A 26,133-nucleotide genomic window follows, 5' to 3' on the forward strand; every position below is an offset into this window, starting at 1 on the left:
AAGTTTTGAAAAACAATTATATAAAAAAATAAAAAGAGGTTTCGTTCTATATAGAAATCTCCTTTTATCGAATCAAGCTAGTACACTACTTAAGGTATAAACTTCAATTAACCTACTGCTTCACCATGCATATCATAAAGCTTTAACGCCATCATTAAATTAAATCTCACTTCCGCATGATTTAAATCAACTGAAATGAGTGATTCAATTTTTTCTAACCTGTACAAGAGAGAACTTCTATGAATAAAAAGTTCTTCTGCAGCACTTTTTACATTTCCATTGTTTTGTAAGAACACATGTAATGTATTATATAAATCAATATTCTTCCCTTCTGAATATTCAATCAGTGGACCAATTTGTTTCTTTACAAAAAGATCTACAGCGGTTGGATGGTTTAAATGATGTAAAATGGCATACGATCCTAGATCTTCAAATAGCGCAAATCCCTGTTTGCGAAAGCGACTATCTAAAATATTTAAAGTCTGTATAGCTTGCTGATAACTAATATAATAGTCTTCCAATTGTTTTGTAACACCGCCAATCCCTAATAAAACACGACAGCCTATAGGTGATGAGCCAATCCATTTTTTTATGCTATAAAACATCGATTCCCAAAATGTATCAACGCTTTTTTTCTCGTTTTCAATAGGAACAATTAAAAGTTGTTCATCATTATGGGATACTGCTAAAATGCCTGTCCCAAGTTCTGGAAGACGCGTCTTAATCAAGTCCCATATAAGTGACTTTTTCGCTTGTTGTTCAAGTAAGTTTCCTTTTTTTAATTCTTTCTCATCAAGTGAAATTGATAATACAGCGATTCGATGTTTTTTGAAAAGGTTCCATTGATACAAGTTGGCATATTGCAAAATATTATCTCGATCCTCAATTTTTTCAGTTAATAATTTACTAATAAAACTGTCTTTCATCTGTTCTTTCGTATCTAGAACTAGCTTTTGTTTAATAAACTGGATGGAGCATATATTTCGGGCTAAATCAACCGTTAATTGATCAAATTCATCCATCCCTCCACTAGATCTTCGTACTGCTAAATAACCTAAAAAATTACCGCCCCCATTAATAATCCAAAACGAAAAACAATAATCACTATTATTCGGATCATTAATTTGGAAAGTATCAGTAAATCTTTGCTTTTTACGTTCTTCTCTCGTTAGTTCAGCTAAATGTTCTGCTAAGCGACTATCCTTTTCATCATTAAATGCTATAGGTTGCATAAATCTATCAAAAATAAATACTGTATCTTGAAACAGACTACCAAGCATTGTTGTAATACCTTCAAAATTATTATCATCGACCGTTTCTTTTAATAACGCTTGCTGATAATCCAATAGAAAATGAAGACGTTGCTTATGTTCTTTCTCGCCATTATATAATCTTGCATTATCTAATATAGTGGCCAAATGATTTGCAATCATTTCAAGTGATTTTGAATCTGCTTCCGTAAAAACCCCTTCACATTTCTTTTCAACGTGTAATACTCCAATCGGTTTCATATCAATAATGATTGGGGAAGTAAACTGTTCACCACCAATCGTTTCAAAAAATGGAAAGTGCTCTTTTAATACATATTTATCCTCAACCATAATTTTGTATGGCCTTCTCATTTCTCCATATGATGGTGGTTGAAAAACAAAACAGTTTTCAGCCTCGTTATACAGATAAATACATGCAAAATGCGAATTTGTTTCAATTCCCGCTTTAGAAGTTACTTCATATACATGCTTTTCTAACGGAACATCTAGTGACAGGTTTTTGCTAATCCATCCAAAGCCTTCAATCTTTTTCAACTGCGACTCTTTTTGCCTTGCGACAGCTATGGCCACTGCTATATCTTTTCCAAACTCTTCAAATGATATTTCCATATCTAAAAGCGGGACATGACTTAAAAAGGCGACAATACAAAACCCAAAATGCTGGATATCATCTTTTAACGGGACAGTAAACCAAGTCTCCGCACCAGCACTTTTCAATGTTTCAGATAGAAGACACACTTCTGGTACATCTGCCGTTTGATCCGTTATGCTTTGATATTGTAGTTTGGAAGAACATTCATCAGCATGAAGCGGAAACGCTGAAGCTAAAGAAGTTAAATTTCCACTCCATGCTTTTGGCAAAAACTGTCCTCCTTCATTAATAATTACAGCAACGAAATCACAATGTAATTCTGCGCAAAAGGAATGAGTTAAATACTGAAGCGCCTCTTCTTCCGTATCGATTTTAATAAGCTGTCTTGATGTATTTCGCAGATGATATTCTATTCTTTTCATTAATCTCTCTCTCTTATTACTAGACACGCCCATCCCCCATTTCATCTTTTCTATCTATTGTATAAGAAACGTTACATAAAATAAAAGTAAATATTCTAATTATTCACCAAACAAATGCAAATCCCGAAGAAATGTATCCCCGGGATTGATCATTCATTATTTTGCTGTAGTTACATTGTTATTTCCACTAGCAATCTCTTTTTTCTCTTTATAATAAATCCCATGTTCTTCCTTAACAAATAACAATGCTATACCACCGATTACAGCAGCAGTCGCAATTGCTGCAAAGTTATATTGAGGCAATAAATGCATGGAAAGAAGAATACCTACCAAAGTTGGAGCTACCACACCTCCAAGACGCCCAAAGGCCATTGTACTTCCTACTGCTGTTGAGCGCATATTACTAGAATAATATTGAGAAACGAATGCATTTGACATATTTTGTAGTCCGACAGAAGAAGCGCCAATTACTGAAATTAACAAAAACCCAAAAAACATATTATTTACAAAGCCGATGAGTGATAACGCAATTGCTCCACAGAAAAATAATGGGACAAGTACCTTTTTAAATCCGATTTTATCTACTATTGGACCGAATATGAGTGTTCCAACAATAGCTCCAATTTGCATGACCGCTGTAAATGTGAGACTTGATTTAAGATCGTATCCTGACTGCATCATAAGCCTTGGTAACCATGTACTCATAGAGTAGATGAGTACGAAAGCACTAAAACATGAAATCCAAAACATAATTGTACTTACGGCACGCTTTTCCTCAAATAACTTAACTACAGGAGATCCTGCTTCTTTAGTTGATGGTTTTGTAAATTCAATTGCCGCATCTTTACTTAATTGTGGATTTACCTTAGCTATTACTTTTTTAGCTTCTTCTATTTTTCCTTTCATTAATAGAAAACCAACAGACTCAGGAATACTTTTCATTAAAAACGGGATAAACAATAACGGAATTCCTGCTAACCAAAAAACTGGCTCCCATCCGGCTGTCATAAGAAGGGAACGACTTGTAAGTGCCGCTACCATTGCTCCAACTGAATATCCACAAAAAATAAAAGATACAATAGCAGTTCGAACTCGTTTCGGCGAGAATTCTGTTGCTATAGCAATTACATTCGGCATAACTCCGCCAAGCCCTATACCTGCGATAACACGAAAAATCGCAAACATTACAGGACCGTTCGCAAAACCAGATAGACATGTAAATAGACTAAATAAGATTGTAGTTACTATTATGATATTTTTACGGCCTATTTTATCAGCTAATAAGCCAAAAAAAGCAGCACCAATTGCTGTTCCTATAGCTGTATAACTACCAATTGCCCCTGCTTTAACATCCGATATTCCCCACTCTTTAATGAGCGAAGGTACTGTTGCTCCATAAATAACAGCATCATATCCATCAAATGCAATTACGATAAACAACCAAAATATTAACCAAATATGCATGGAATGAATACGACTCTCGTCTATCACATTCATCGGGTTAATCGATTTCATCTTAATAGCCTCCTTATATGGGAATTTTCCCTTTCTTGTATTTCAATATCAGTAAACGCTTTCAAATACCTCCTCCTAAGTTTCTAAAAAAAATTCTGAATTTTCCGTATTTAAATTGTAATAACTACTATTAAAAATTGTTATCCGCTTTTTATAGGAAAAAGAAAAGTAATATTCCTATTTAATGCTGGCTTCGCTTCATAGGAATTAAAATTTGAACATAAAAAAAGAGGTGCAATAAGCACCTCTTTTTCATGTATTTTTATAATTATTATTCATTCAAACTTTAATTGTTTCTATTGTTTCTTCAAGTTTTTCTATTATTTTTGCTATAGCTGTCATTGAATTCTCTGTTTCAAATTCCCCAACATTTAAAGAATGGTTTGCGTTTTTGACAATCTTAATCTTTAGATTCGATTGATCTAATTGCTCCATTTGACTTGCATTGTATTGATGATCTTTGTCTCCAATTACTAAAAGCCCGTCGTGATGACTATGTAAGATAGAATCAAAAATCGAATCAAACGTCAGTAAAGGTGTAAGTAATATCATTTTTGACTGTAAGTATTCTTCTCTCTTCATTAAATCATTCGCAATCGGGATTGTTCCGAGTGATTTTCCTAAAAACATCGAATCGTTGTATTGTCCATTTCTTAGCACTTCATTAATGATAGGATTAATATCATCCATCATTACTTTCGTTACTTCTTCCATTGGTTTTTCCATTAATTGTCCATCGTAGGAATAATGAATATGTACTACATCTATTTTATTTTCAAGCATAAGCATCGTTGCATAATAAAATAACGGCTTGTCATAATTGTAGCCTGAACCTGAGAACATAAAACAAATTGTATTAGAACCTTTTTCGATATGTGTGTAACGAATGACTTTATCATCTATATGTATCTCTTTTTTAGTCCCCTTCACCGTTTTCCCCTCCAAGCACGCTTACTTTTGTAACACGATATGTTCTGTATGAACTGATACATCCTTTACTTTATCTTTTATAAACGCTGGCTGTAAGTTATATGCATCTAACTCTTCTACCGGCACCCACTTAAATAAATATTTTCTACCTTCTTCTTCAAGAATATATTGATCCGCCCCATTTGCAGGTAATTCATGCAATTCTACTTCATAATAAAAACTAATCTCATGAAACTTTCGCTCAGAAAGTGTAAAGAAGTTTTCTACTGACCATATTAATCTCTTCACTTCAATAGGTACGCCTAGTTCTTCTGCAAGCTCTCGTTTTAACGCATCTTCACTATTTTCTAGCATTTTCACTCTTCCGCCTGGTACGTACCAATACTCTTCACCTTCATCTTGAAGGATAAGTATTTTATTATCATATTTACAAATTGCTCCGACTCGGTAATTAAAACATGTTTCTTCTACTTTAAATGTAAGATCCACAACAAACCCCTCCAATGTATCATTACAAAACTATTATTTATGTGCTGTACAAATAAGATTACTAAATTTTTCTATTTCATTCAATGGTTTTCGAACTTTCCGAAAACTACACTTACCTTTTCGTCATTACAGGTATTTATACATATGTTACAATCACAATGCATACTAGAAAAGCAATATGGGGGTACGAATGGAAACGTTATTAATCCAGCAAACTGAGAAATCAAATAAGTTTTGGAAAATCGTTGTGAAAGATAGAGACTACGTTGTGTTTTACGGAAAAATTGGCACAGCTGGTAGTGTGAAAGCGAAAGAATTTGAAACAGAAGAAGAATGCATAAAAGAAGCTAACAAACTAATCGCTTCCAAACGAAAAAAAGGATATACCGACCCTATTCTAGGGGAAGATTACATAAAAGAAAAAACGATAACAGAAGAAGAATTTTGGGAGATAATCGCTCGTGCAAAAACGAAAGGCGAAGACCAAGAAGAACAAATAGAATGGCTCACTTCTCACCTTGCTAAACGTACAGTACATGAAATTGTAGCTTTTGACACACATATGCACCATATTTTAAAAGCTTCCTATACGTCTCACTTATGGGCGGCTGCTTATATAATTATGGGCGGTTGTTCGGATGATAGCTTTGATTATTTCCGTGGATGGTTATTATATCAAGGAAAAGAGACTTACGAAGCATGTATTGAAGATCCAGAACGGTTAATTCCTGTATTAGAAAATTTGAGTGAGTATGATGTTCCAGAAATTGAAGAACTTACGCTATACTTCGGTCAAGAAGTATATATGGAGAAGACTGGGGATGAAGATGATACATACTTTACACTATACCATGTCTTATCAAATGAAGAATTTGAGGAAGTTGATATCGAGTTAGACTGGGATGAAGATGACGAAGAAGGTTTGAAAAAGATGTTTCCTAAGCTATGGGAAATGTACGGGGAAGAACCGATTGAGTGGTAGACTAATATTAGGACTCTGTTTAACCAATAGACAGAGTCCTTTTTTCATAAGATTCCTATTTAAGCTCTCTTTATTTCATACCACTTATCTAACAGCACCTTTTCTCTTTCAATTGAAATACCTGCTTTTAATTCCCATTCGTCCATACTCTTCATCCACGCATACACGTCTGTAACAGTATCTTCTAAACTTCTAAAAGTAAGACCCTCTTTAACTGCGCTCTCTATATTAATAGAGAATCCACCTTTCCACGGATCTGTTTCACCTTCTAATGAAAAAGTTTCGGGAAGCCATAATGGCATTTCCGTCCATGGCTGTACTTTATTCTCATTCATAAATGATTCATGGATCCAAACGAATTCAGCATCGCTATTCGTAACCTTTTTACTCATATTTAATAGCTCTTCCATCGTCAGCTCATCTTTCGGACCCGTTACATTAAATGTACCTACTTTATTGTTTTCTGCCATGTTTAGTCCAAAGCTTGCGACGTCATTTATATCAACGAACTGCACTGGACGGTCTTTCCTTCCTGGAACTAACACTTTTCCTCCCTTTTCTACACGCCCAATCCAGTATGGAAGCCGATCTGTATAATCAAACATTCCTGAAAGAAGTCCTGCTCTTACGTGTAAAACACGACCCGGCCAATAATTCTCTGCTTCTTTTTCACATAATACTTTAAGCGCACCGTAATACTCATAAGGAGATATTTCACCATTCTCTACAGCTTTTACCTTATCACTTGGTGGTTCAGGTAGTAATTTATAATCTTCTTTTATGTGATGCGGGATCCAATCTTTATATACGGAAAGGCTTGAGATGAATGTATAATGCTTTATATTATCTTTAAGTACTTCTCCTACATTCCTAATGTGGTGAGGAGAAAATCCACACGTATCTATGACCAAATCCCATTTTCGATTTTCTAAACTTGAAACATCATCATTTCTGTCACCGATTAACTGCTCTATTTCAGGAAAAATCTCATTATTTGTTCCGCGATTAAATAATGTAACTTCATGCTCTCTTTTTAAAGCCTCTTCTACGAAAGCTCTTCCTAAAAAACGTGTACCGCCTAGAATTAAAATCTTCATGTTTCTCCCCCATTCGTGATTGAAAATCCTTTCTTTTGTTAAACGATTTTTTGCTCTGAAAAGTTACGGGTGGATGTAGCTTTTTACTTCAATTTTAATTCTATAAAATAAAAAGAAACCATTTTGAAGAGTTAATCAGCATGGTTTCTTAAATAATAAATAATTATTAACTCTCATTCTTTAACTCCGCACAACTTCCCCATCAACTAACTCAATAATTCTATTACACTTATTCGCTACCTCAATATCATGCGTTACAATAATAATCGTTCGTCCTTCTTCATTTAGTTGTAATAGCAGATTCATAATTTCTTCTCCTGTTTTTCTATCTAAATTCCCTGTCGGTTCATCAGCCAAAATTATTTCTGGTTCGCCTACTAACGCTCTAGCAATTGCGACTCGCTGCTGTTGTCCACCTGAAAGCTCGTCCGGTGTTTTATGCAAATGTTCTTTTAAACCTACTTTTTCTAAGTAGAACTTCGCCTTATTTTCTCTTTCACGTTGCTTTAGCTTTCTATATGTGAGTGGTAGTGCTACATTATCCAGTACAGTATGTTCTTTTAACAACGCAAAATATTGAAAAACAAATCCAATCATTTCATTTCTTGTTTTATGAACTTTATTTGCTCTAATTTCAGTTAATGTTTTTTCATTTAACGTATATTCACCCTCATTTGGCAAATCAATTAACCCTATAACATTTAATAGAGTACTTTTCCCCGATCCTGATCGACCCATTATCGCTATAATTTCGCCCTTATTTATCGTTAAGTTTATACCGTTTAACGCGAACGTATTATGGTTTTTGTTACTATACACCTTCTTAATGTCTTTCAATTCAATTAAACTCATTATTCCATCCCACCTATTAATGTTTTTGGTTCAAGCTTCCTAATAAACAAGAAAACAATAAAATTTGAAACTATGATGATAAGAAGTAAGAATAGGAATACTAAAAATAATATAGGTAGGTTTAAATTTAAGTCTAGTACAGATGCCGCATTTAAGTCCTTTGAAAATTGTAGATGAGCCTCATATCCCCAGAGAAAATACACTATGGACATAACCATGCCGGCTATCGCAATACATACGTTTTCTAAAACAATTTGAAATAACATGCCATACTTGCTCTCTCCAAGGACCATTTTAATACCAAATTCCCGCTTCCTCATTATTATGGAAACGATTGTTGTTACGACAATTCCCGCCATTATAAATAAAATAATTAGACTTCCTACTATAAGTCCAATAATTTCAGAATCTTTACTACTAGTAACATCTTCATTTATTTCTTCTCCTAAATTTTTTACGTATAACGTAACGTCGTTTCCTTTAAGTTGAATCGTTTCTTGTAGTTTTTTTATATCTGCATCTTTTCGTAAAGTTAGAATCGTACTTTGATGTAATCTTAAAAACATCGATTCATAATTTTCATATCTATCAATCGGCATGGGTAGTAACATCGCTTTTTCTAACTTCAGATATACATTCGACCCGTTATTATTTACAATGAATTTATTTTCTGGCAAAAAACCAATAATCGTATATTGATCATTGATTGTATCCCCTATTTGAAAATATTTCTTAAAGTAAGAACCGACCAGAACGTTAGTCTTCTCTTCACTTTTTTGTTGAAAATCTGGATGAGAGAAACCTTGTCCAGTCTTTACAGGTAAATTCAATAGTTTATAGTAATTTTCATCTACTGTGATTGAATGAATAGTGGGGCTTTGATCGTGAAATGTTTTATTTGTCAAATCATCAACCATATTATTTTGGAGTTCTTTATTGCTTGAAGTTAATTCAATTACCCTCTCCTCGTATGTGCCATACGAAACTACATCTTTATTATGTTGAATCCTATCATATACCTCTTCAATTTGTTGTTTATTAAATCGATCTTCTTTCAACCTATCAGTAGTCATATCAAAAGTAATTAAATATGTACTCTCTAAATCTAGCATCGAATTGGAACTGTTTCCAAGGTAATAAAAATTATAAAAAGAATTAACAGAAAGAGTTATTGTTGTTAATCCAAACGTAAATTGTATTAAGAGAAGTATAGAAATAAGTAACCTATTCTTTAGGGCCATAAGAGCACTTTTTATTCTCATCATACGATTCACTCCTTTAAGGCTTTAGCAGGTTCAATGTTAATAATTTGAATGAATGGTATGACCGAGGTGATGAAAGAAATAAGAAGAGAAATACATACACTCATCACAATATGAAAGAAGTCTATACTAATGTGAAAACCTATAGAATGAATAATACTTTTACTAAGTGTACTTAACACCCATTGAATACATATCGCGCAGATTGCTGCAGAGATTGCACATATGAATAATTGGCTAAATATAAATACAAAAAGATCCAAACTGCTTGCTCCCAAAGCTTTCCTTAAAGAGATACTCCTTCTCTTCGTATAAATCCAAAAATAACTCACAATTATGCAGTTAATTACAGCTATAAAAATTAGTCTATACGGAAGAGCAAGTTGTTCTGTCAGGGCTTGACTCGAGTTTTTTTCTTTCTCATAATTTTCTTTTTCATTTACAACTTTAATATTTAAATTTTTGTTATTTTGCTTAACATGCTGAATGAATGTACCTATCTCTTTTTCAGGGTCTTCGTTAGACCTGACTATCATTTGAAATATATTTTCATTTTGTATACGCCGTTTAATCTCATCGGGCATGTTATTTAGAGATACGAAAATTTTATCATCATATCCATATCCAGTATTAGTTCCACTCACACCTTTAACTGTATACTCTCTACTAAATAGTTGTATTGTTTCAGAATCTTTATAAAGCCTCTTCCCCATAATCACACTATTTTCTTCATCCAGTTCAATACTAGAACCTTTTATTAACGGCGGAGACCAGCCCTTATTATTAATTAGACCAATCATAGTCACATGACCTACATCTGGAATTTTACTATTGATATCATTTGTAATCACACTAGCGTTTTTAAAATTAGCTTCTGCTAACTCTTGAATTTCATTAAAACTCAATTCCCCTATACTCGTAAGCTGAATGGAATAGTAATAATTAAAGTGACCATTTTTACTGTCATAAAATTTTTCATCATAATAATCTCGAATTGATATAGCTATAAGTATCGGCAATATCGTTAACACAAATCCAATAAATAACATAATGAATACTTTTCTGTTCACTGCTATTTCTTTTAGTATTAGATTCATATATCCTCCGCATTTAAAAAATAGTGAATTAGATATTTCTCCATTTGCCACCGTTTTAATGGTTTTTATTAGACATGAATGGACTTTTCTTTTTACTATGCAATTACTGAGTGAACCTAATTCATCGAGATACATTAAGGAAATTAACTAATGATGTTTGAATTAGAGTTTACATATGTACGGAAACATTTAGTATTTTCATTATACTTAGAAAAACACGCCATAAAATTAGGTATGGAAAATTTTACATTCCCAAAACATAATTTACATTCAATTAATAACAAACCTCTATTCCTTATGTCTATTCATTACTCTATAGCGTAAAGTCACCCAATCTATGAAAATGCTTATTTATACGGAAAATGCTCCTGCCAAATTGACAGGAGCATTACTTTTTCAAAACTTATTTACTTTTATATATTTGAATTAAAATTAATATGAAGTCCAGCCGCCGTCTACAGAAATCACTTGTCCGTTTACGAAACTAGCTTCGTCTGAACCTAAGAAGATAGCCAGTTGTGCAACTTCTTCTGGTTGTCCAGCACGTGGATTAATTGCCATACCTAATGCTTGGCGGCTCGCACCAAATTCGCTCACATTTGTCATTGTAGAAGCAATGTTTGTTATGACTGCTCCAGGAGCGATACCGTTACAACGGATGTTGTTGTTCGCATACATAAAGGCAGTGTTTTTTGTTAGGCCAACGACTGCATGTTTAGATGCTGTGTAAACAGCACCAGCACGTGCACCGTATAATCCACCTGCAGAAATATTATTGACGATCGTACCGTGTCCTTGTTCCAAGAATAGATTCACTGCAATACGCATTGTTTTCATTACAGATACTGTATTCACAGAGAAAACCTTCTCCCAGCGTTCGTCTGAAACTTCACCAACAGGCTCCATTCCATCCATGATACCTGCATTATTAACAAGAATATCTAATTTCCCGTAAGCTTGTTTTGTTTCATCGAAAAGACGTTGAATATCTTGATCAGAGGTAACGTTTGTTTGAACAGCAATGGCCTCTGCACCTGTAGCTTTAATTCCTTGTACTACATGTTGAACCCCTTCTAAGTTTAAATCTGACACAACGACTTTTGCTCCTTCTTTTGCATAACCTTCTGCAATTGCTTTCCCCATGCCTGACGCAGCACCAGTGACAATTGCTACTTTATCTTTTAATCTCATTTGAATCGGCCCCCTTTGTCTTTTATTGCACAGTTGTTCAATAAAAATTATAATAATACAAAAGAGCGCTTACAATGAGCAAAAAAGTGATAAATGTTCAATAATTAACACATCGTAAGAAATGTGTTCAATAAGAGGTGAAAAAATGATGCGTACAGATATGCGTATTGTGAAAACAAAAGAGGCGTTACATAACGCATTGCTAGAATTATTAAACGAAAAAACTTTAGAAGTCATCTCTATCTCGGAAATTTGCAGAAAAGCCAAAATAAATCGTGGTACATTTTACTTGCATTATAAACAAGTGGAAGATTTATTTGAGGAGTATTTTAAAGAAATTACAGCAGATTTGACACGTTCTTATCAAGAACCTTATCGCTACGTATCAGTATTGAAAACTAGTAAATTAGATCCTTCTACAATTCGGATTTTTCATCATATCGAAAAATATAAAACTTTCTATAGAATTGTTTTTTCCAAAAAGGTTCCTTTAATGTACTATTATTTATTTTTTGAGGAAATAAAGCATTTGTTACTTCAAGATAAAGAGGCTTTGCTTAAAGAAAGAGTGAACCATTCACTTTATTGTTCCTACCAAGCGAATGCAATTATTGGCATCATTATTGAGTGGTATCAAAATGATTTTTCTTATAGTACCAGTTATTTAAATGATCAACTTGTTCAATTTTTAAATATGGGAGTAGACGGTTAATTTAAAACAAAATTGTTTTATGAAATTTTTCATTCCGTCTATTTTCATTTCATATATAATTAAAATATCGGATATTCGATTAACAACTTATATATACTTAGGTAGGTGAACAATATTAATAGAAGCATAGTTTATCATTCAACATTATGTATTTATTGTCTCACATCACTTATATATATTATCTTACTGAACATAGAAAATGGTCGTAATTATTTAGGATTTACTATGGTTGTTCCGCTTTTAGCTGTTATTTTATATCAAAAATTATATAAGAAACAAAAAATAATTCATACATTTGGATTTTCACGTCCAAAAATAAAAACACTAATTTTCTCTATATTATTGCCACTACTTCTAGGACCATGTCTCCATTTTTATTTTTATATTTATGATATAAAGTTCTTATATCATCATTGGGATGAATTAGGGTTTCTCTTGCTCGTTGGTCTTACAATTGGATCTTTATCTGCAGTATTAGAAGAGATTATATGGCGAGGGAATTTTCATTACTATTTACGAAAAAAATATTCATTCATGCAAACAGCTATTATTACAGCTTCACTTTGGTCTTCATGGCATTTACCAGTAGCAATCTTTTATAAAAATTATGAGTTTCGGCTTGTAGGAATATTAAGTTATCTTTCTTTATTATTTATATTATCTATAATTTTGACGTACACGAGAGAATATGGCGGTTCTGTAATATCACCCGCAATTTTACATGGTATGTTTAATGTATTTTATTTAACAGATGTAGTGCAAAACAAGTGGGATGCCAGCCTAACAGAATTAATTAAATTTATCTTGCTAGCAATTGTGCTCGGCGTGATGTACCTTATACATCGAAAAGTTAAAGAATAGTTAACAATTACAGAAAAAAGGTATTACGGGGATGTTTTATTTTTCACTACAATTTCTAAGTTCCCTCTTTCGCATCTTTTAATTTTTCATTTTTAATTCCTAATGTAGCGAGAGCTAAAAAAGAAACCCTTTTGAAAAATTAATCAAAAGGGTTTCTTTTTATATTAACTTTTCATTTTATTAAAAGAGATATAAATACATTATACTACTCTATTGTAATGCTCCAATCACCATCTGCTTTTATCGCAAAACTATACATCCCTGAATTTTTGAAAACTTGAGAAGATGACCCTTCATACGTACCAATTTTATTTACTAACAAATTCTGATCGTTCACTTTAATAATAAAATTCCTTGAACCTGTATGTTTTAATTTAACAATGTGGTTTCCACTTGGAACATCGATGAAAACTACGTCATCACCATGACCATTAATCGTACCTGGAACCTTTTTAGATACAGGTGGTGTTTCTTGTGTTACAGTAGCATTCCAGTTGCTACTTGATTTTACTTCTAAATAATATTCTCCACTTACCGGAATAGCAGTAGATACTTTTCCTGAATAATTTCCGATAGTGTTTACTAGCAATTCTATCGTATTACCACTACTATCTTTTAGATGTACAATAAAGTTTCTTGAACCCGTATTATTAAAATCAAAGAATACTAATCCTGAATTTAGTTGCATTTTATTTGTGACTGAGTCTCCAGAACCTTCCATTTTATTCTTTTTACTTTCATATAATTCCTTTAATTGCTTATTCGCTTCTTCATTTGCAATTCTTTTTTCTTCGTTCATCCTATTTTCTTCATCTTTAATGAACTTCCCTAATAATTCTTGATTATTTAATGTTTCAACTTTAATTACTTCCTTTGCATTTAATACTACTGCTACAATTTGTCCCTCTTTAGTATCAAATGTGTATAATCCAGCTGGATTATAGTTATTATAATTTCGTACTTTTATTTTACTCTCTTCTTTTTTATCATCAAATTCCTTAGTACTCATACCAGTAATAAACAAAGATTTTATTTCTTCTGTACTATACTCTTTATATATAGGCTCCTTATCTTTCTTTACTTCATCTGACGAAGTTACTTCTTCTTTTTTTGAATCCTCTTTACTTGTCGTTTCCTCACTTACTTTCGATTCATTTACCGTAAAAGTGTCCTTTTTCGGAACAAATACAATACAAATGAATGCAACTGAAAAACATCCGAGACATGCTACAATTGCTTTCATTCTTTTTTGCCAGTCCATTCTCTTATGAAATCTAACAATGAATAACCCACTGATTATCATTCCTAATACTAATAAAAACATAAAAATACCATACATACCTAAATACCTTCCTTTTCCCTTCTTACAACAAAACACCCTATTTATTCATGCGGAAAATGCACATACCTTTCTCCATTCCAGCTATGATATTAACATATTATACTTATACATGAAATATTTTTATTATATAAATATAATTATATTTGCATTAACAGCTAAATTAGTAGGCTAGAATTAGTAGCAAATATACAAAATAAACAAAAAAGGATTTTTTCTTTTACTATAGGCATCGCTTAATTAATTCCCATATATCCTCCGCTTCATGTACAATTTCAGAAGCAATCGCCACCACCAATTCCTTCTCTGGTATACAACAAATCATATTCCCACCATCACCCATGGCACAGTATGAAAAGCCCCCATCTTCTTCTCGTAACCACCATAAGTAACCGTATTGATTTGAATTCATCGCTATTGATTCTTGTACCCACGATTTTGAAAGAATTTTCTTTCCATTATGAATACCTTCATTCAAATACATCTGTCCAAACTTAGCCATATCTCTAGCTGCTAACGTAAGTCCCCATCCGCCAGTTGAAATACCATTTGGATCGTGAACCCATCCCTTTACATCTTTTCCGAATAAGTCATCAAATCCAAATGCTTTCATATTGTAGTTTGGAATTTCTCTTATGCCGATAGGCTGGAATAGATATTCGTTCGCAAACTCACGAGCACTTTTCCCTGTTACACTCGTAATAATTGCTGATAGTAAATGAGCTCCTGCAGATGAATATTTAAAAGGTCCAATTTCTCCACCTTTTCCTGCCCTATTTAACGTATACTTCACCCAGTCCATTTGTGTACATAGTTCTTCTAACGGTTCCTGCCAGTCTATATAAGGATATGGAGCTATCATTGTAAGTAGATGCCGAACTGTTACTTCAGATGCCTTAATATTATATTCAGGAAAAAACTCTATTACTTTTTGATTAACACTTTTGATATATCCTTTATCTATACATATCCCAATTAACGCAGAGATTATCGTTTTTGTGACCGATGCTACATGACATGCATCATCTGGACCGTAACCATTATAATAATTTTCAAAAGTAACATTACCTTTTTGTACAACTAATACACCATTTATATTTTTATAGTTTTCTTTTATAGTCCAATCTAACTGTTCAGCAGTTTTCATTGCTCTTCCCCCTTAATCTACAATTAAAAAGGCTCGATAGGTACATATATATCGACTATATGTTTATTTTCCGGGTGCTGCCTTGGATCATTTCTATATACTTCGAAAGGATACGAATCTCTCGGCTTATATCCGCTATTGGGGAGCCATTCGAAGTATAAGAAATCCCATGCCCCTTTATATTCATCTTGGTATATTTCAAAATGACCTACTGCATATTTCCCTGCAGGTATTGTCATTAGTCCCATTTCGCTATTTCCTTCTACTACTCCATCCGGAATTGTTATACATAGACTTGTTCTTAAATGATAGTCTTCTGTAAACTCATGATGATCATGGTAAATTGTTAGTACCTTTGTATCCTCGAATACATGATATTTCTGCTTCGATGCGTAATGAAATAGTTTTTCTATCATTTTTGGAAAATCTGTAGCTAAATCTTTATATGTACCTACATGTCTTATGTATGCAACGTTTACAGTTTTCGCTGTTACAATTTCGACCTCTCCTCGAACCTTCTTACCTACATTGTATTGAGAACCTTCGCTAACGTCTTTGCAATTCTTGCTATTGTGATTTCTATAGTGAGACGGACTTACTCCGTAATAACTTTTAAATGTCCGGGAGAAAACTGCTGAATCTGTGAACCCGAAGTAATACGCAATGTCTGTAATCGTCATATCTGTACGATAAGTAAGAAGGTGTGTTGCCCTCTCTAATTTCAAACGATTCACATACCGAGATAACGGCTCATCCATCATCCCTTTAAAAATTCTATGAAAATGAAATTTTGAAAATCCTGCCACATTAGCTAAATCTTCAATTGAAAGTGAATCATTTATATGTGATTCTATATAGTCTTGCACTTTATAAACACGTCGTAAATACTCGTTTCTACTTTGAGAACTCTCCATATTTATCCCTCCTCACAACAAAAAGGCTAACTTTACGTCAGCCTACTTTACACATTTTTTAAAAATAAAACTCTACTCCCGCCGTTCCCATCATAATTTGTATGTACGGATACACCTTCTATTTCATCATCCCCAGCTTCAATTTGAAATCCGATTTCTTGATGAAATTCAATTGACTTTTTATTAACTGGTGACGTTATCGCTTTTACAACTTTACGGTTATTTGCACGAGCGACATCGAAGAAATAAGAATATAACGTCGATGCGATTCCTTTTCGTCTAAACTTCGGATTTACACCGATAAAATGAACGTACGCTTCATCTTTATGCGTTTGTGAAAAAAATCCACATAAGAAACCTAACGTTTTTCCATCTTCTTCAATGATAAAACTCGTTTCTTGAAAATGGACGAAAAACAACTTCGGCAACATACTAGCCATATCTCTTCCGCCCCACCAATCATTTAATACAGAATGAATATTTACATAATCTTCCCCTTGAATATTTCTTACTCGCATGTATTTCTCCCTCTCACTCACTTCATTTTTTCATATATTTTAATAACCGTTTCGACTAACAGAATGAATACCCAAATACCTGAAAATACAAGAACAGACTGGAATATCGATCCAATTACCATAACACCAACTGCACCTGTTATTGAAAATGATATTCCACCAAGCCCTGGATCCTGTATAAGTGCTCCAGCAGAAAAAGCAGTTATAATAGATACTATTAAATAAATAACACTCATTATTTTTAATATTTTTATAGAAAGATACGAAGTTTGTTCTTCTTCCACTTGTGATAATTCGATTTCCCCGCTCGCAATTCCTTTTTGTAGACAATCTTCACACAAAAATTCTCCCTTAATTTTTTTACCACCATGTATTGTACCTGTTATTTCTTTACACCTTGAACATTTTCGATTTATCATGTTGTTATCACTCCACTCCTATAAGATTATACTTATATAATTCTACATTTACCTTAATATTCCTTTTATGTATTTTATAGAGAAAGGTCGTGTTTTATGATTTCAAAACTTACATTTGGTTATAAAGAACCTACTGTTCAGTATGTATTACGGCCAAGTTGCTATGCTGTTATTTTTAATAATGCTTGCTCAAAAATAGCTATCATCGAAAAAGGAGAACATTACTTTTTACCTGGTGGCGGTATAGAAGGTACGGAAACGAAAGAAGCATGTTTGCAGCGGGAATTACTAGAGGAATTAGGTTGGGCAATTGAAATTGATCGTTATATCGGTAATGCAGCACGATATTTTTATGCCGAAAAAGAGGATACATATTATTTAAACGATGGGTTCTTTTACATTGCACAAAAGATACATGAAGTTGAAGTTCATGAAGAAGACCATATTTTACAATGGATGTCTCCATCGCTTGCTATAGAACATTTAATTCATGATCATCAAAAATGGGCTGTTGAACAAGCGCTTTTATTACGAAATAAAAAATGATCTCCTTCTATATGAAAGAGATCATTTTTACTACTAACTTACTTTTTTCAAATTGAGAGCTGGCTTTTTGATTCCGCCTTTTTTTACAACATATAAGCCGATGAAGATTATAAGACCGCCAACGAGTTGCATCATATTGATTTGCTCTCCAATTGTTACAGCTGCAAAGATAACTGCGAACAATGGTACGAGATACATATAAACCATTACTTTCGTTGAACCTATTTTACTAATACCGACATACCACATTGCAAGTCCGAAGATTGTCGCAAAGACGATTGAATATGCTAGTGATCCCCAGCTTGGCATATCTACTGGCCACGCTAATGTATTTACGTTGAATAAACAGTATATAACGAGAGGTACAATTCCAATTAAAGTAGACCATGATGTGACTCTCATTGCGGAATATTTTGTGATAAGTGGTTGTGCTAAAATTGGATACCATCCCCACGCAATTGCTGCGACTAATCCAATTACATTTCCGAGCCACGCATACTCGTATGTAGCTCCTCCCGTATGCCCTGTTAATAAAACGAATGCTGCACCAATAAACGCTACTATTGAACCAATTTGTACTTTCATCGAAAAACGTTCTTGTTTGTGCAATACTGCTAATATCCCTGTAAATATAGGTGACATCGCAATTAATAATGAGGCGTTCGTTGCTGAAGTATATTTTACAGATAGCATAAACATCGTTTGATACATTGTCGTTCCAACGATACCGACTGCTACTAATCGTAACCAATCTTTTCTTTCAATGCGAAGTGAGCGTTCCATTAAAAATGTAATAAGTAATAATACCGGAGATGCTACTAAAAATCGTAAACTATTAAATTGAATGGATGACATATATGCCACTCCATACTTTCCAATTGTATAATTTGCTCCCCATACTAATGCTACTGATACTAGGAGCCATTCCATTTGCCATCGTTTCATCCGAATCTCCCCTTCCCTATTTAGCATAGTAAAATTGGCTGGATATAACACCGTCCAATTGGCTGTTTTTTTACCCAGCCAATTTGTTATACTTAATGTATATAAGATTTGCGGAGGCGTTTGTATGGAATGGAAGCTAGATAACGACAGTAAAATCCCAATTTATCAGCAAGTTGTTGACTTTATTGAAAAACGTATTACATACGGAGAACTTCCCCCAGGTAGCTTCCTCCCTTCAGAACGGAAATTAGCTACGCAGTTAAATGTAAACCGAAGTACGGTAACGACTGCTTATAATGAACTACGTGCTATGGGAATTGTAGAAAGTACGACCGGTAAAGGTACACGTGTAAGTACACATATGTGGGGTGTTTCTCCAACTTTAACGCCGAACTGGAGAAATTTTGTAGAAGGTGGCACGTTTTTACCAAACTTACCGTTACTTCGCCATATTCGGGCGGAAGTACAACAAAATGAGAACATTATAGATTTCGCAAATGGAGAGCTCGGTTGTAATCTCTATCCTCACGATCAACTACAAACAATTTTGCGAGAACAACCGTTAACGCAGTCATTAAGTTACGATCATCCGCAAGGCTATCTCCCGCTAAGACAAGCGGTAGTGAAATATATGAAGGAATATTTAAAAGTTGAAGCGACTGAACAATCCATTATGATTACATCTGGTGCACAGCAAGCACTTCACCTTATCGTACAATGTTTATTAAACCCAGGTGATGCGGTCGCTTTCGAAAGTCCATCACACTGTTATTCCTTACCGCTATTCCAATCAGCAGGTATTCGTATTTTCCCGTTACCTGTCGATGAACACGGTATTAATCCAGATGATGTGCAAGAGTTATATAGAAAACACCGTATTAAAATGATCTTTTTAAATCCAAATTTCCAAAATCCTACGGGAACAATGCTGCATCCAAACCGTAGAAAAAAACTGTTATCACTTTGCGCAGACTTACGAATTGCGATTGTGGAAGATGATCCGTCCAGTTTACTTACGCTAGAAAAGAAACAACCTTGTCCTACTTTAAAATCGATTGATGAAAATGGAACTGTCATTTATGTACATTCCTTATCTAAAATGATTGCGCCAGGGTTACGAGTTGGCTGGCTTGTCGCTCCGCAGTCTGTTGTAGAGCGATTATCTGATGCACGGCACCAAATGGAATTAGGAATGAGCATATTCCCCCAGTGGCTTATGCAGCAATTTTTCGAAACTGTACCATTTCAGTCTCATATCGTACCGTTACGAAAACAACTAGCAGAAAAAAGAGACATCATCGTCCGTGCTTTAAACGAGCAACTTCGCGACAAAATCTCTTTTTCAAACCCTACTGGCGGTATTTACATATGGGGAAAATTAAAAGAACCGATAAACGAAAAACAACTCATCATGCAAAGCTTAAAACAAGAAATCGCCTTTATGCCGGGTAGTATTTTCGGCGCGAAAGATGGTTATATTCGTTTATCTTATGGAAAAGTGAATATTGATCAAATTGAGGAAGGTATTTCTCGTTTGCGTGAGGCTATTTTGGTTTGTGGAAAATAACTTTAAATACAGCTTTCTCGTTTGACAAAAGAAAAATCTACCATTATCATCAACTCGAACCTAGTTTTAGGAGTGATAAAATGAAGATTTATGTTGATGCAGATGCTTGTCCTGTAAAAGATGTGATTATTTATGAAGCTACGAATGCCGAAATTCCTGTTACCCTCGTTACTAGCTTTTCTCATTATTCTAATGCGGAACAGCCATCAGGAGTAGAAACAATTTATGTTGATTCCGGAGCGGATGCTGCGGATTACCGGATTATGCAGTTAGCAAAAAAAGAAGATTTAATCGTAACGCAAGATTACGGTCTTGCTTCGCTTGCTTTAGCAAAAGGCTGTATCGTTCTACACCATAAAGGCTATAAGTATACGAATGAAAACATTGAACAATTGTTACAAACACGGTATTTAAGTGCAATGGTTCGAAAAAGCGGTAAGCGTACAAAGGGACCGAAACCATTTACAGCAGAAGATAAAGAGAAGTTTAGAGTGCTCTTTAAAAGTATAATCGCACTTTAAAAATGAACCGTCTATTTGCAAGGAAAACTTCGCAAAACAAAGAAGAGAATATCCAAATGAACATTCTCTTCTTGAGGTTTACCTGTTTAAAATGAAGGTAAATTATCTAAGTTATTTTCCTTTATTCCATCAGGTTCACTACGTATAATATCTCTACCATACTTATGAAATACGTCCACATGAACTAACTTCCCTGATTTCGCTTCACTAAGAGCAGTAATATAATCTAACTCTCTCCCGCTACTTGTCTTAAAAGCAATTAAATCCCCATCATCATTTTTACGAACGGCAACAATTTGTTCTGCTCCTGAATTGACTTCATTGTCTACTTCAAATTGAGCTTGCTCTTCTCCTTGATGTAAGTAATCATTATAAACTTTTTCAAAGTCTTTTTTGTCCATAAATTTCACCTCCAACACATTTTATTAGTATGGTTGTGAGGTGTTGGTTTTATGTAAATTGCTCTAAACTTTAGTATTTTCAAATGAAAACATAGTCCCCTCACTATTTGATTGTAAAGTGTATTTTATATCGAACATCTTTGATATATCTTCAATATTTTTCAAACCAAGTCCCGTTCCTTTTTTATTTATATCAAACCCCATCCCGTTATCTCTAAAGGAAACAATATCTTCATCTATAATGATTTTGAGTTTTTTAGCTTTTGAATGTTTAAGGACATTTTGAAAAATATTATCAAATAGCCTTTGAATCCATAACTCATTACTATTCCATATCAACTCTTTATCTTGTGGATTATATACTAATTCAATTTTATGAATGCTATACAAATAGCTCCATTTTTTAATCATATTTTCTATTAAATTATGTATATTCACTTCATCATTCACAATATAAGTATTTTCTAAGGTCTCTGTAGATTGAATATTAAATTCGTTAGTTAAATCACTTATATATTGTATCTGCCCATACATTGATTCAAGTACTTGTGCTTGTCCTTCGTATTCGCCTTCTAAATAATATAATTGTAATCTAACCGCTGTTAAGGGTGTATTAATATCATGCCGTAATTTATTTAATAGTTCCTTTTTTATTTGTTCCTGTTGTTGTAGTTCTAATTCTCGATAAGTCGTTCTTTCTATTAGCAAGTTTACTGATCTAATCAGTTCCCCCATTTCATCATCGCTTTTGACATCTATTATATTAGGGATTTTTTTATCACTTGCTAAATCTCGAATCGTTTGATTTAATACATTAATTTTATTTAATAATGAATTAATCGATTTTGAAAATACAAAAGCTAATACTAATAGTGATAATAAAAATATGATTAACATAGTAGGATATGCAAAGGATTCATGAAAAGGAATGTTCTTGTTTTTAGTTTTAAAGGCAACATTATAAATAACTGATACAAAGATACTAATCGACAATAATAACAATGGTACGCTAATAATAGCAGTGAATAGTAATAACTGATATTTCTTCTTTAATTTCATTTCTTCATAAAGGTATTTAATCTATACCCTTCTCCATATATGTTCTGAATTATGTTACCTGTTTTATCATCGATTTTGGTCCTAATTTTCTTTATATGTACGTTCATGATATTTTGATTTCTATCTTCGAGTTGCCATAAGTAATCAAAAAAGTGTTCTTTTGTTAGAATTCTATCCCTATTTTCATACAAATAGAAAAATATTTTACGCTCAATCGCTGTAAACACAACTTCATCACGCAAACCATTAATGAAAATCCTTTTATATTCTGCATCTATAAATAAATGTTTAATTTGCGTGAAAGTACCATATTGATTATCTAACATTTTCTGAATTCTTAACAATAATTCTCGAGGATCAAAAGGTTTTATCATGTATTCTTCTCCAATGGTAAGACCTTTTAGTTTACTATCAATATCATTCCGAGCTGATAGAAATATGATTGGAATATTTAATCCTAGATTTTTTATTTTTTTTGTAATTTGATAACCATCTTCACCTGGTAACATAACATCCATTATGACTAAATCTATTTCATGAATTACATCTAGAACATTCTTTCCTTCTTTCTCCCAATACACTTTATACTTCTCACGCTGCAAAATTTTTTGTAATAAATTTCCTATCATCAAATCATCTTCAACAATTAATATGTTATATTCTTTCATTATGTAGACCTTCCATCACTAAAATAACAATAGCTTAGTTCTTCACTACTTTATTATTAATAAAATCCATTGCAAGTTTGTATATTTCATCAGGAGCGTGTAAATAAATACTATGTGTACCTTCAATTTTTTTCACATCAGCTATCAATAACTTGCTAGCAAACTCCTCATAATCTCTGTTTTTTTGCTTTGTATATTTCGAGTTTTTATTTTCCCTAGCAATCGCATCTATAAATAAAATTGGTGTTTCTTTTGGGAATGATAAGGAATTAGATTTGTTACTGTTATTGTAACTTTGTAAAAGTTCTTGCTTCATATCATCATTAAAAGCTTGTTTATATGAGAGCGCTTTATAAATAGTTTTTTCCTGTTCGGTTAAAAAGGATTGCTGAATTACTTCGGGATTATAAGTAATAGAAGGAGCTAATCGCTGAAAACCAATTTCCGTTAAAATATTCATCCCTTTTATTATTAATGAATCAACCTCGTCTATTTTATGAGTTACGTACTGATTAGGTAAACCAATATCTAACCCAATAATCCCTTTTACTTCACTTGGGTATTTTTGTGCCCAATAAATAGCCTCTATACCCGATAGAGAATGTGGCACTAAAATATAGGGAGGTTTATTCCCACTTCTAATAAGCGCTTCTCTCGTTTGTTCTAATATCGTATCAATATCTCTATCATCATGAAAAACATCACTGTATCCATAACCAGCCCTCTCAATTACAGAAATCTTGTTTTCTTTCGAAAATTCACTATATAATCCTTTCAATTCATAAACAGGAGCGGCAATTCCAGATCCGGCCATAAATACAAACGTATCCTTCCCGCTCCCCTCATTATAAACATTCATTTTTTTATTATTGAAATTAACAAGTTCCCCTTCATTGTTCATTAATTTCGATTCCATTCTTAATTGATAGTTATGATATATAAATACAGCGCCTGTTCCAAGAAAAATAATGCTACTACACACAAAAAATATAATCTTTACTATCTTCAATAATTTTTTCATTTGACACCCCTTTCAACCTATATTGAAAGGGTACAATGTAAAAATAAATTTCTAATAAATTTTTCAAAATTAATATTTTCTCTTTGTTTCTAAGTATGGATTTCTTTTAAAATTTCCAATTCAAAGGCCTTTTTTAATACCTACGCAAATCCTTCAAAGTCTCCAATATATCATCTGTAAAGGCAGTAGCGCCCTCTTTCTCTAAAGCTCTGAAATATAAACTTCTTAAGAAAGCTCTAATATTTTGTACTAAAATAGCATGTTGAGGATGTGGGATATCTTCAACAATTGCTATACTATGTAGCCAATTGCTCCACTCTTCTTCAGTTAAAATATTTTGGTTACGCAACGACATAATTGGCGTTACTAATCTCTCATCCTCAAAGTGTATGTATACGTAGTCATTCAATCGAACCTTCTGACGAACAGCAGCTAGTATTGCATATGAAAACTCACGATTTTGTATTGTACGTGCTAAAGCATCTAGTGCATCTGCCGCATGTGCAGTAGAATGTGCCCAGCCTTTTCCTTCTACGTAACCTCTTACATCTTCTTCTAAATAGACATATTCCAGAACTTGTTCTGCCACACTATACAGTTGTTCTTCAGATAACAGTGGTTCTCTTTCATGAACAGATAAAATAAGCGGCGGAATTAATACGGAGAACGCACGTTTAAATACAGAATCTGTGCCCTTTTCACCAATTTTATAAAATAAATAATCAGGACTAATCGCTTGTAACATTAATCCTCGTAATTCTTTTTGTCTAAATACATCATTTGTAATCCATTTGTGAAGCGTACTATAAATCAAATCATCACGTAATTCAGCATCAGGTGATCCGATATAATCTAGCATCCACTGTGCATATGGATATGCATCTACATCTTCTGGCACAGCATAATTATTATTTTGAATTTGTTGTAATTCTTCTTTTAGTTCTAGTACTTCTGTCATTATATTCCCTATCCCCTTTTTACGTTTTTTAACTTATTTTCGCCTTATCCCCTGTAATTTCCCTCATAAAATTAAGTCGACTTTTAATATAGTTTTAGTCCCTATCTTTCTATGAACTTGATTCAATTATATAAATTTCTCCCGAGAAATAAAAGGAAATACATTGGAACACCAAAGCTTCTCACTTTGTTCACATGCATTTCATGTAAGTTTAATTTATAAAATAAAGTATTTTTTTCATTTGTATTCAAACGTATTTACAATCAAAAATTAAATCATTTTAGAACTTGTTTAATAAACTCTGTTTTAGCTTTTGTGTATGCTTCTCTATCTTGGTTAAACCTTTTAGCTAACTCTTGCTTTAGATTTGAATAATCGTAAACTAATTGTGGATTTTCTCGTAAGCGGTTACGAAATAAAAGTTGTTGCTCCCATCGTTCAGTTCCTTTAACCATCAAATGCAGATGAGCTACACGCCTATTATTCTTCACTTTCACAAAGAACCTTCTCCAAGGTCTTTCATCTAATTCCGGGCCTACATAATGCCAATCATATATAGCCAATTTTGCTGAAATATCGAGCACTCTATCAAATGAGTCTGTTTCAGCCATTAGATCAATGATAGGTTTTGCAGGTAAACCAGGTATGGATGTACTTCCTATATGTATTACTTTGCTAATACCGAGAGGAGTAAGCAGTTCATAAAGTTGCTGTTCTTCACATCGTCCTTTATCTTGCCAATCAGGATTTGCATTAACTATCTCTACTGACTCATTCGCCCATACAGGCCAATCGTTCGGATTATCTTTTTTATCCACCCCACGCATCCCCTTTCAC

The 26,133-nt window shown here is 33.3% G+C and carries 27 protein-coding genes; 6 read left to right on the forward strand and 21 right to left on the reverse strand.

Annotated features, from left to right (window positions below):
• Nucleotides 1-107: 107 nt before the first annotated feature.
• The 4 genes from MKY70_RS16080 to MKY70_RS16095 all read right to left on the reverse strand — a co-directional run bounded on the left by MKY70_RS16080 (nt 108) and on the right by MKY70_RS16095 (nt 5,219).
• Nucleotides 108-2,312 (reverse strand): helix-turn-helix domain-containing protein, encoded by a 2,205-nt coding sequence (locus MKY70_RS16080; RefSeq protein WP_088031484.1) that lies wholly within the window; start codon nt 2,310-2,312, stop codon nt 108-110.
• A 129-nt stretch (nt 2,313-2,441) separates the two neighbouring features.
• The gene (locus MKY70_RS16085) at nt 2,442-3,800 is read right to left on the reverse strand and encodes an MFS transporter (RefSeq protein ID WP_088031485.1); all 1,359 of its coding nucleotides are present in this window, start codon (nt 3,798-3,800) and stop codon (nt 2,442-2,444) included.
• Between the two features lie 279 nt (nt 3,801-4,079).
• Nucleotides 4,080-4,730, reverse strand: a complete 651-nt coding sequence (locus MKY70_RS16090; protein ID WP_088031486.1) for an alpha/beta hydrolase — start codon at nt 4,728-4,730, stop codon at nt 4,080-4,082.
• Nucleotides 4,731-4,751: 21 nt separating this feature from the next.
• Entirely contained in the window at nt 4,752-5,219 is a 468-nt protein-coding gene (locus tag MKY70_RS16095) for an NUDIX hydrolase (protein WP_088009398.1), read from the reverse strand.
• A 190-nt stretch (nt 5,220-5,409) separates the two neighbouring features.
• Between MKY70_RS16095 and MKY70_RS16100 the strand changes: the two genes are divergently transcribed.
• The gene (locus MKY70_RS16100; protein ID WP_088031487.1) at nt 5,410-6,201 is read left to right on the forward strand and encodes a DUF4240 domain-containing protein; all 792 of its coding nucleotides are present in this window, start codon (nt 5,410-5,412) and stop codon (nt 6,199-6,201) included.
• Nucleotides 6,202-6,260: 59 nt separating this feature from the next.
• Here the strand turns inward: MKY70_RS16100 and MKY70_RS16105 are convergent, their stop codons facing one another.
• From MKY70_RS16105 to MKY70_RS16125, 5 genes are all read right to left on the reverse strand, one after another.
• Complete coding sequence (locus MKY70_RS16105) at nt 6,261-7,298, reverse strand: SDR family oxidoreductase (protein WP_088031488.1); 1,038 nt, start codon at nt 7,296-7,298, stop codon at nt 6,261-6,263.
• Nucleotides 7,299-7,478: 180 nt separating this feature from the next.
• A complete protein-coding gene (locus MKY70_RS16110; protein WP_341025165.1) occupies nt 7,479-8,150 on the reverse strand; it encodes an ABC transporter ATP-binding protein in 672 nt (223 codons plus the stop codon).
• Nucleotides 8,150-9,412 (reverse strand): ABC transporter permease, encoded by a 1,263-nt coding sequence (locus MKY70_RS16115; RefSeq protein WP_341026397.1) that lies wholly within the window; start codon nt 9,410-9,412, stop codon nt 8,150-8,152. The genes MKY70_RS16110 and MKY70_RS16115 overlap by 1 nt, the downstream gene beginning before the upstream one ends.
• A gap of 8 nt (nt 9,413-9,420) precedes the next feature.
• Nucleotides 9,421-10,509: an ABC transporter permease gene (locus MKY70_RS16120; RefSeq protein ID WP_088031490.1), complete on the reverse strand. Its 1,089-nt coding sequence runs from the start codon at nt 10,507-10,509 to the stop codon at nt 9,421-9,423.
• A gap of 432 nt (nt 10,510-10,941) precedes the next feature.
• Nucleotides 10,942-11,700 carry an SDR family oxidoreductase gene (locus tag MKY70_RS16125; protein ID WP_088031491.1) on the reverse strand — a complete coding sequence of 253 codons (759 nt, stop codon included), beginning with the start codon at nt 11,698-11,700 and terminating at the stop codon, nt 10,942-10,944.
• A gap of 145 nt (nt 11,701-11,845) precedes the next feature.
• Here MKY70_RS16125 and MKY70_RS16130 point away from each other — a divergent pair, with 145 nt between their 5' ends.
• Both MKY70_RS16130 and MKY70_RS16135 read left to right on the forward strand, forming a co-directional pair.
• Nucleotides 11,846-12,412 carry a TetR/AcrR family transcriptional regulator gene (locus MKY70_RS16130; RefSeq protein WP_088031492.1) on the forward strand — a complete coding sequence of 189 codons (567 nt, stop codon included), beginning with the start codon at nt 11,846-11,848 and terminating at the stop codon, nt 12,410-12,412.
• Nucleotides 12,413-12,517: 105 nt separating this feature from the next.
• Nucleotides 12,518-13,273 carry a CPBP family intramembrane glutamic endopeptidase gene (locus MKY70_RS16135; protein WP_088031493.1) on the forward strand — a complete coding sequence of 252 codons (756 nt, stop codon included), beginning with the start codon at nt 12,518-12,520 and terminating at the stop codon, nt 13,271-13,273.
• Between the two features lie 205 nt (nt 13,274-13,478).
• Here MKY70_RS16135 and MKY70_RS16140 read toward each other — a convergent pair whose 3' ends face one another.
• From MKY70_RS16140 to MKY70_RS16160, 5 genes are all read right to left on the reverse strand, one after another.
• Nucleotides 13,479-14,612 carry a hypothetical protein gene (locus MKY70_RS16140; protein ID WP_088031494.1) on the reverse strand — a complete coding sequence of 378 codons (1,134 nt, stop codon included), beginning with the start codon at nt 14,610-14,612 and terminating at the stop codon, nt 13,479-13,481.
• A gap of 223 nt (nt 14,613-14,835) precedes the next feature.
• Nucleotides 14,836-15,759 carry a serine hydrolase domain-containing protein gene (locus MKY70_RS16145; protein WP_341025168.1) on the reverse strand — a complete coding sequence of 308 codons (924 nt, stop codon included), beginning with the start codon at nt 15,757-15,759 and terminating at the stop codon, nt 14,836-14,838.
• 23 nt (nt 15,760-15,782) lie between these two features.
• The gene (locus tag MKY70_RS16150; protein ID WP_341025169.1) at nt 15,783-16,673 is read right to left on the reverse strand and encodes an AraC family transcriptional regulator; all 891 of its coding nucleotides are present in this window, start codon (nt 16,671-16,673) and stop codon (nt 15,783-15,785) included.
• Between the two features lie 47 nt (nt 16,674-16,720).
• Nucleotides 16,721-17,191 (reverse strand): GNAT family N-acetyltransferase, encoded by a 471-nt coding sequence (locus MKY70_RS16155; RefSeq protein WP_002066078.1) that lies wholly within the window; start codon nt 17,189-17,191, stop codon nt 16,721-16,723.
• Nucleotides 17,192-17,208: 17 nt separating this feature from the next.
• Complete coding sequence (locus MKY70_RS16160; RefSeq protein WP_256485816.1) at nt 17,209-17,610, reverse strand: DUF3980 domain-containing protein; 402 nt, start codon at nt 17,608-17,610, stop codon at nt 17,209-17,211.
• 96 nt (nt 17,611-17,706) lie between these two features.
• Between MKY70_RS16160 and MKY70_RS16165 the strand changes: the two genes are divergently transcribed.
• Nucleotides 17,707-18,156: an NUDIX hydrolase gene (locus tag MKY70_RS16165; RefSeq protein WP_088031499.1), complete on the forward strand. Its 450-nt coding sequence runs from the start codon at nt 17,707-17,709 to the stop codon at nt 18,154-18,156.
• Between the two features lie 33 nt (nt 18,157-18,189).
• Here MKY70_RS16165 and MKY70_RS16170 read toward each other — a convergent pair whose 3' ends face one another.
• On the reverse strand, nt 18,190-19,101 hold the full coding sequence (locus MKY70_RS16170; RefSeq protein ID WP_088031500.1) for a DMT family transporter: 912 nt from the start codon (nt 19,099-19,101) through the stop codon (nt 18,190-18,192).
• A 124-nt stretch (nt 19,102-19,225) separates the two neighbouring features.
• Between MKY70_RS16170 and pdxR the strand changes: the two genes are divergently transcribed.
• Both pdxR and MKY70_RS16180 read left to right on the forward strand, forming a co-directional pair.
• Entirely contained in the window at nt 19,226-20,668 is a 1,443-nt protein-coding gene (gene pdxR / locus MKY70_RS16175; RefSeq protein ID WP_088031501.1) for a MocR-like pyridoxine biosynthesis transcription factor PdxR, read from the forward strand.
• A gap of 80 nt (nt 20,669-20,748) precedes the next feature.
• Nucleotides 20,749-21,189, forward strand: coding sequence for a YaiI/YqxD family protein (locus MKY70_RS16180; RefSeq protein ID WP_016101131.1), 441 nt, complete (start codon nt 20,749-20,751; stop codon nt 21,187-21,189).
• Nucleotides 21,190-21,275: 86 nt separating this feature from the next.
• Here MKY70_RS16180 and MKY70_RS16185 read toward each other — a convergent pair whose 3' ends face one another.
• The 6 genes from MKY70_RS16185 to MKY70_RS16210 form a co-directional block, all read right to left on the reverse strand.
• Nucleotides 21,276-21,590, reverse strand: a complete 315-nt coding sequence (locus MKY70_RS16185; RefSeq protein WP_016101130.1) for a DUF3892 domain-containing protein — start codon at nt 21,588-21,590, stop codon at nt 21,276-21,278.
• Nucleotides 21,591-21,653: 63 nt separating this feature from the next.
• Nucleotides 21,654-22,649, reverse strand: a complete 996-nt coding sequence (locus tag MKY70_RS16190) for a sensor histidine kinase (protein WP_088031502.1) — start codon at nt 22,647-22,649, stop codon at nt 21,654-21,656.
• Nucleotides 22,646-23,317 carry a response regulator transcription factor gene (locus MKY70_RS16195; RefSeq protein WP_088031503.1) on the reverse strand — a complete coding sequence of 224 codons (672 nt, stop codon included), beginning with the start codon at nt 23,315-23,317 and terminating at the stop codon, nt 22,646-22,648. The genes MKY70_RS16190 and MKY70_RS16195 overlap by 4 nt, the downstream gene beginning before the upstream one ends.
• 34 nt (nt 23,318-23,351) lie before the next feature.
• The gene (locus tag MKY70_RS16200) at nt 23,352-24,338 is read right to left on the reverse strand and encodes an alpha/beta fold hydrolase (RefSeq protein ID WP_341025172.1); all 987 of its coding nucleotides are present in this window, start codon (nt 24,336-24,338) and stop codon (nt 23,352-23,354) included.
• Between the two features lie 133 nt (nt 24,339-24,471).
• Nucleotides 24,472-25,296, reverse strand: a complete 825-nt coding sequence (locus tag MKY70_RS16205; RefSeq protein WP_088031505.1) for a DUF2785 domain-containing protein — start codon at nt 25,294-25,296, stop codon at nt 24,472-24,474.
• 275 nt (nt 25,297-25,571) lie between these two features.
• Nucleotides 25,572-26,114, reverse strand: coding sequence for a GrpB family protein (locus MKY70_RS16210; RefSeq protein ID WP_107886673.1), 543 nt, complete (start codon nt 26,112-26,114; stop codon nt 25,572-25,574).
• Between the last annotated feature and the right edge of the window lie 19 nt (nt 26,115-26,133).

The sequence above is a fragment of the Bacillus sp. FSL R9-9492 genome, from assembly GCF_038007365.1.
GTDB classification, from domain to species: Bacteria; Bacillota; Bacilli; order Bacillales; family Bacillaceae_G; genus Bacillus_A; species Bacillus_A mycoides.

Coding starts and splice junctions, on each gene's coding strand:
- MKY70_RS16085 (WP_088031485.1), bottom strand. CDS start 3,800: ATGAAATCGATTAACCCGATGAATGTGATAGACGAGAGTCGTATTCAT.
- MKY70_RS16100 (WP_088031487.1), top strand. CDS start 5,410: ATGGAAACGTTATTAATCCAGCAAACTGAGAAATCAAATAAGTTTTGG.
- MKY70_RS16105 (WP_088031488.1), bottom strand. CDS start 7,298: ATGAAGATTTTAATTCTAGGCGGTACACGTTTTTTAGGAAGAGCTTTC.
- MKY70_RS16110 (WP_341025165.1), bottom strand. CDS start 8,150: ATGAGTTTAATTGAATTGAAAGACATTAAGAAGGTGTATAGTAACAAA.
- MKY70_RS16115 (WP_341026397.1), bottom strand. CDS start 9,412: ATGAGAATAAAAAGTGCTCTTATGGCCCTAAAGAATAGGTTACTTATT.
- MKY70_RS16120 (WP_088031490.1), bottom strand. CDS start 10,509: ATGAATCTAATACTAAAAGAAATAGCAGTGAACAGAAAAGTATTCATT.
- MKY70_RS16125 (WP_088031491.1), bottom strand. CDS start 11,700: ATGAGATTAAAAGATAAAGTAGCAATTGTCACTGGTGCTGCGTCAGGC.
- MKY70_RS16130 (WP_088031492.1), top strand. CDS start 11,846: ATGATGCGTACAGATATGCGTATTGTGAAAACAAAAGAGGCGTTACAT.
- MKY70_RS16140 (WP_088031494.1), bottom strand. CDS start 14,612: ATGTATGGTATTTTTATGTTTTTATTAGTATTAGGAATGATAATCAGT.
- MKY70_RS16145 (WP_341025168.1), bottom strand. CDS start 15,759: ATGAAAACTGCTGAACAGTTAGATTGGACTATAAAAGAAAACTATAAA.
- MKY70_RS16150 (WP_341025169.1), bottom strand. CDS start 16,673: ATGGAGAGTTCTCAAAGTAGAAACGAGTATTTACGACGTGTTTATAAA.
- MKY70_RS16155 (WP_002066078.1), bottom strand. CDS start 17,191: ATGCGAGTAAGAAATATTCAAGGGGAAGATTATGTAAATATTCATTCT.
- MKY70_RS16160 (WP_256485816.1), bottom strand. CDS start 17,610: ATGATAAATCGAAAATGTTCAAGGTGTAAAGAAATAACAGGTACAATA.
- MKY70_RS16165 (WP_088031499.1), top strand. CDS start 17,707: ATGATTTCAAAACTTACATTTGGTTATAAAGAACCTACTGTTCAGTAT.
- MKY70_RS16170 (WP_088031500.1), bottom strand. CDS start 19,101: ATGAAACGATGGCAAATGGAATGGCTCCTAGTATCAGTAGCATTAGTA.
- pdxR (WP_088031501.1), top strand. CDS start 19,226: ATGGAATGGAAGCTAGATAACGACAGTAAAATCCCAATTTATCAGCAA.
- MKY70_RS16180 (WP_016101131.1), top strand. CDS start 20,749: ATGAAGATTTATGTTGATGCAGATGCTTGTCCTGTAAAAGATGTGATT.
- MKY70_RS16185 (WP_016101130.1), bottom strand. CDS start 21,590: ATGGACAAAAAAGACTTTGAAAAAGTTTATAATGATTACTTACATCAA.
- MKY70_RS16190 (WP_088031502.1), bottom strand. CDS start 22,649: ATGAAATTAAAGAAGAAATATCAGTTATTACTATTCACTGCTATTATT.
- MKY70_RS16195 (WP_088031503.1), bottom strand. CDS start 23,317: ATGAAAGAATATAACATATTAATTGTTGAAGATGATTTGATGATAGGA.
- MKY70_RS16200 (WP_341025172.1), bottom strand. CDS start 24,338: ATGAAAAAATTATTGAAGATAGTAAAGATTATATTTTTTGTGTGTAGT.
- MKY70_RS16205 (WP_088031505.1), bottom strand. CDS start 25,296: ATGACAGAAGTACTAGAACTAAAAGAAGAATTACAACAAATTCAAAAT.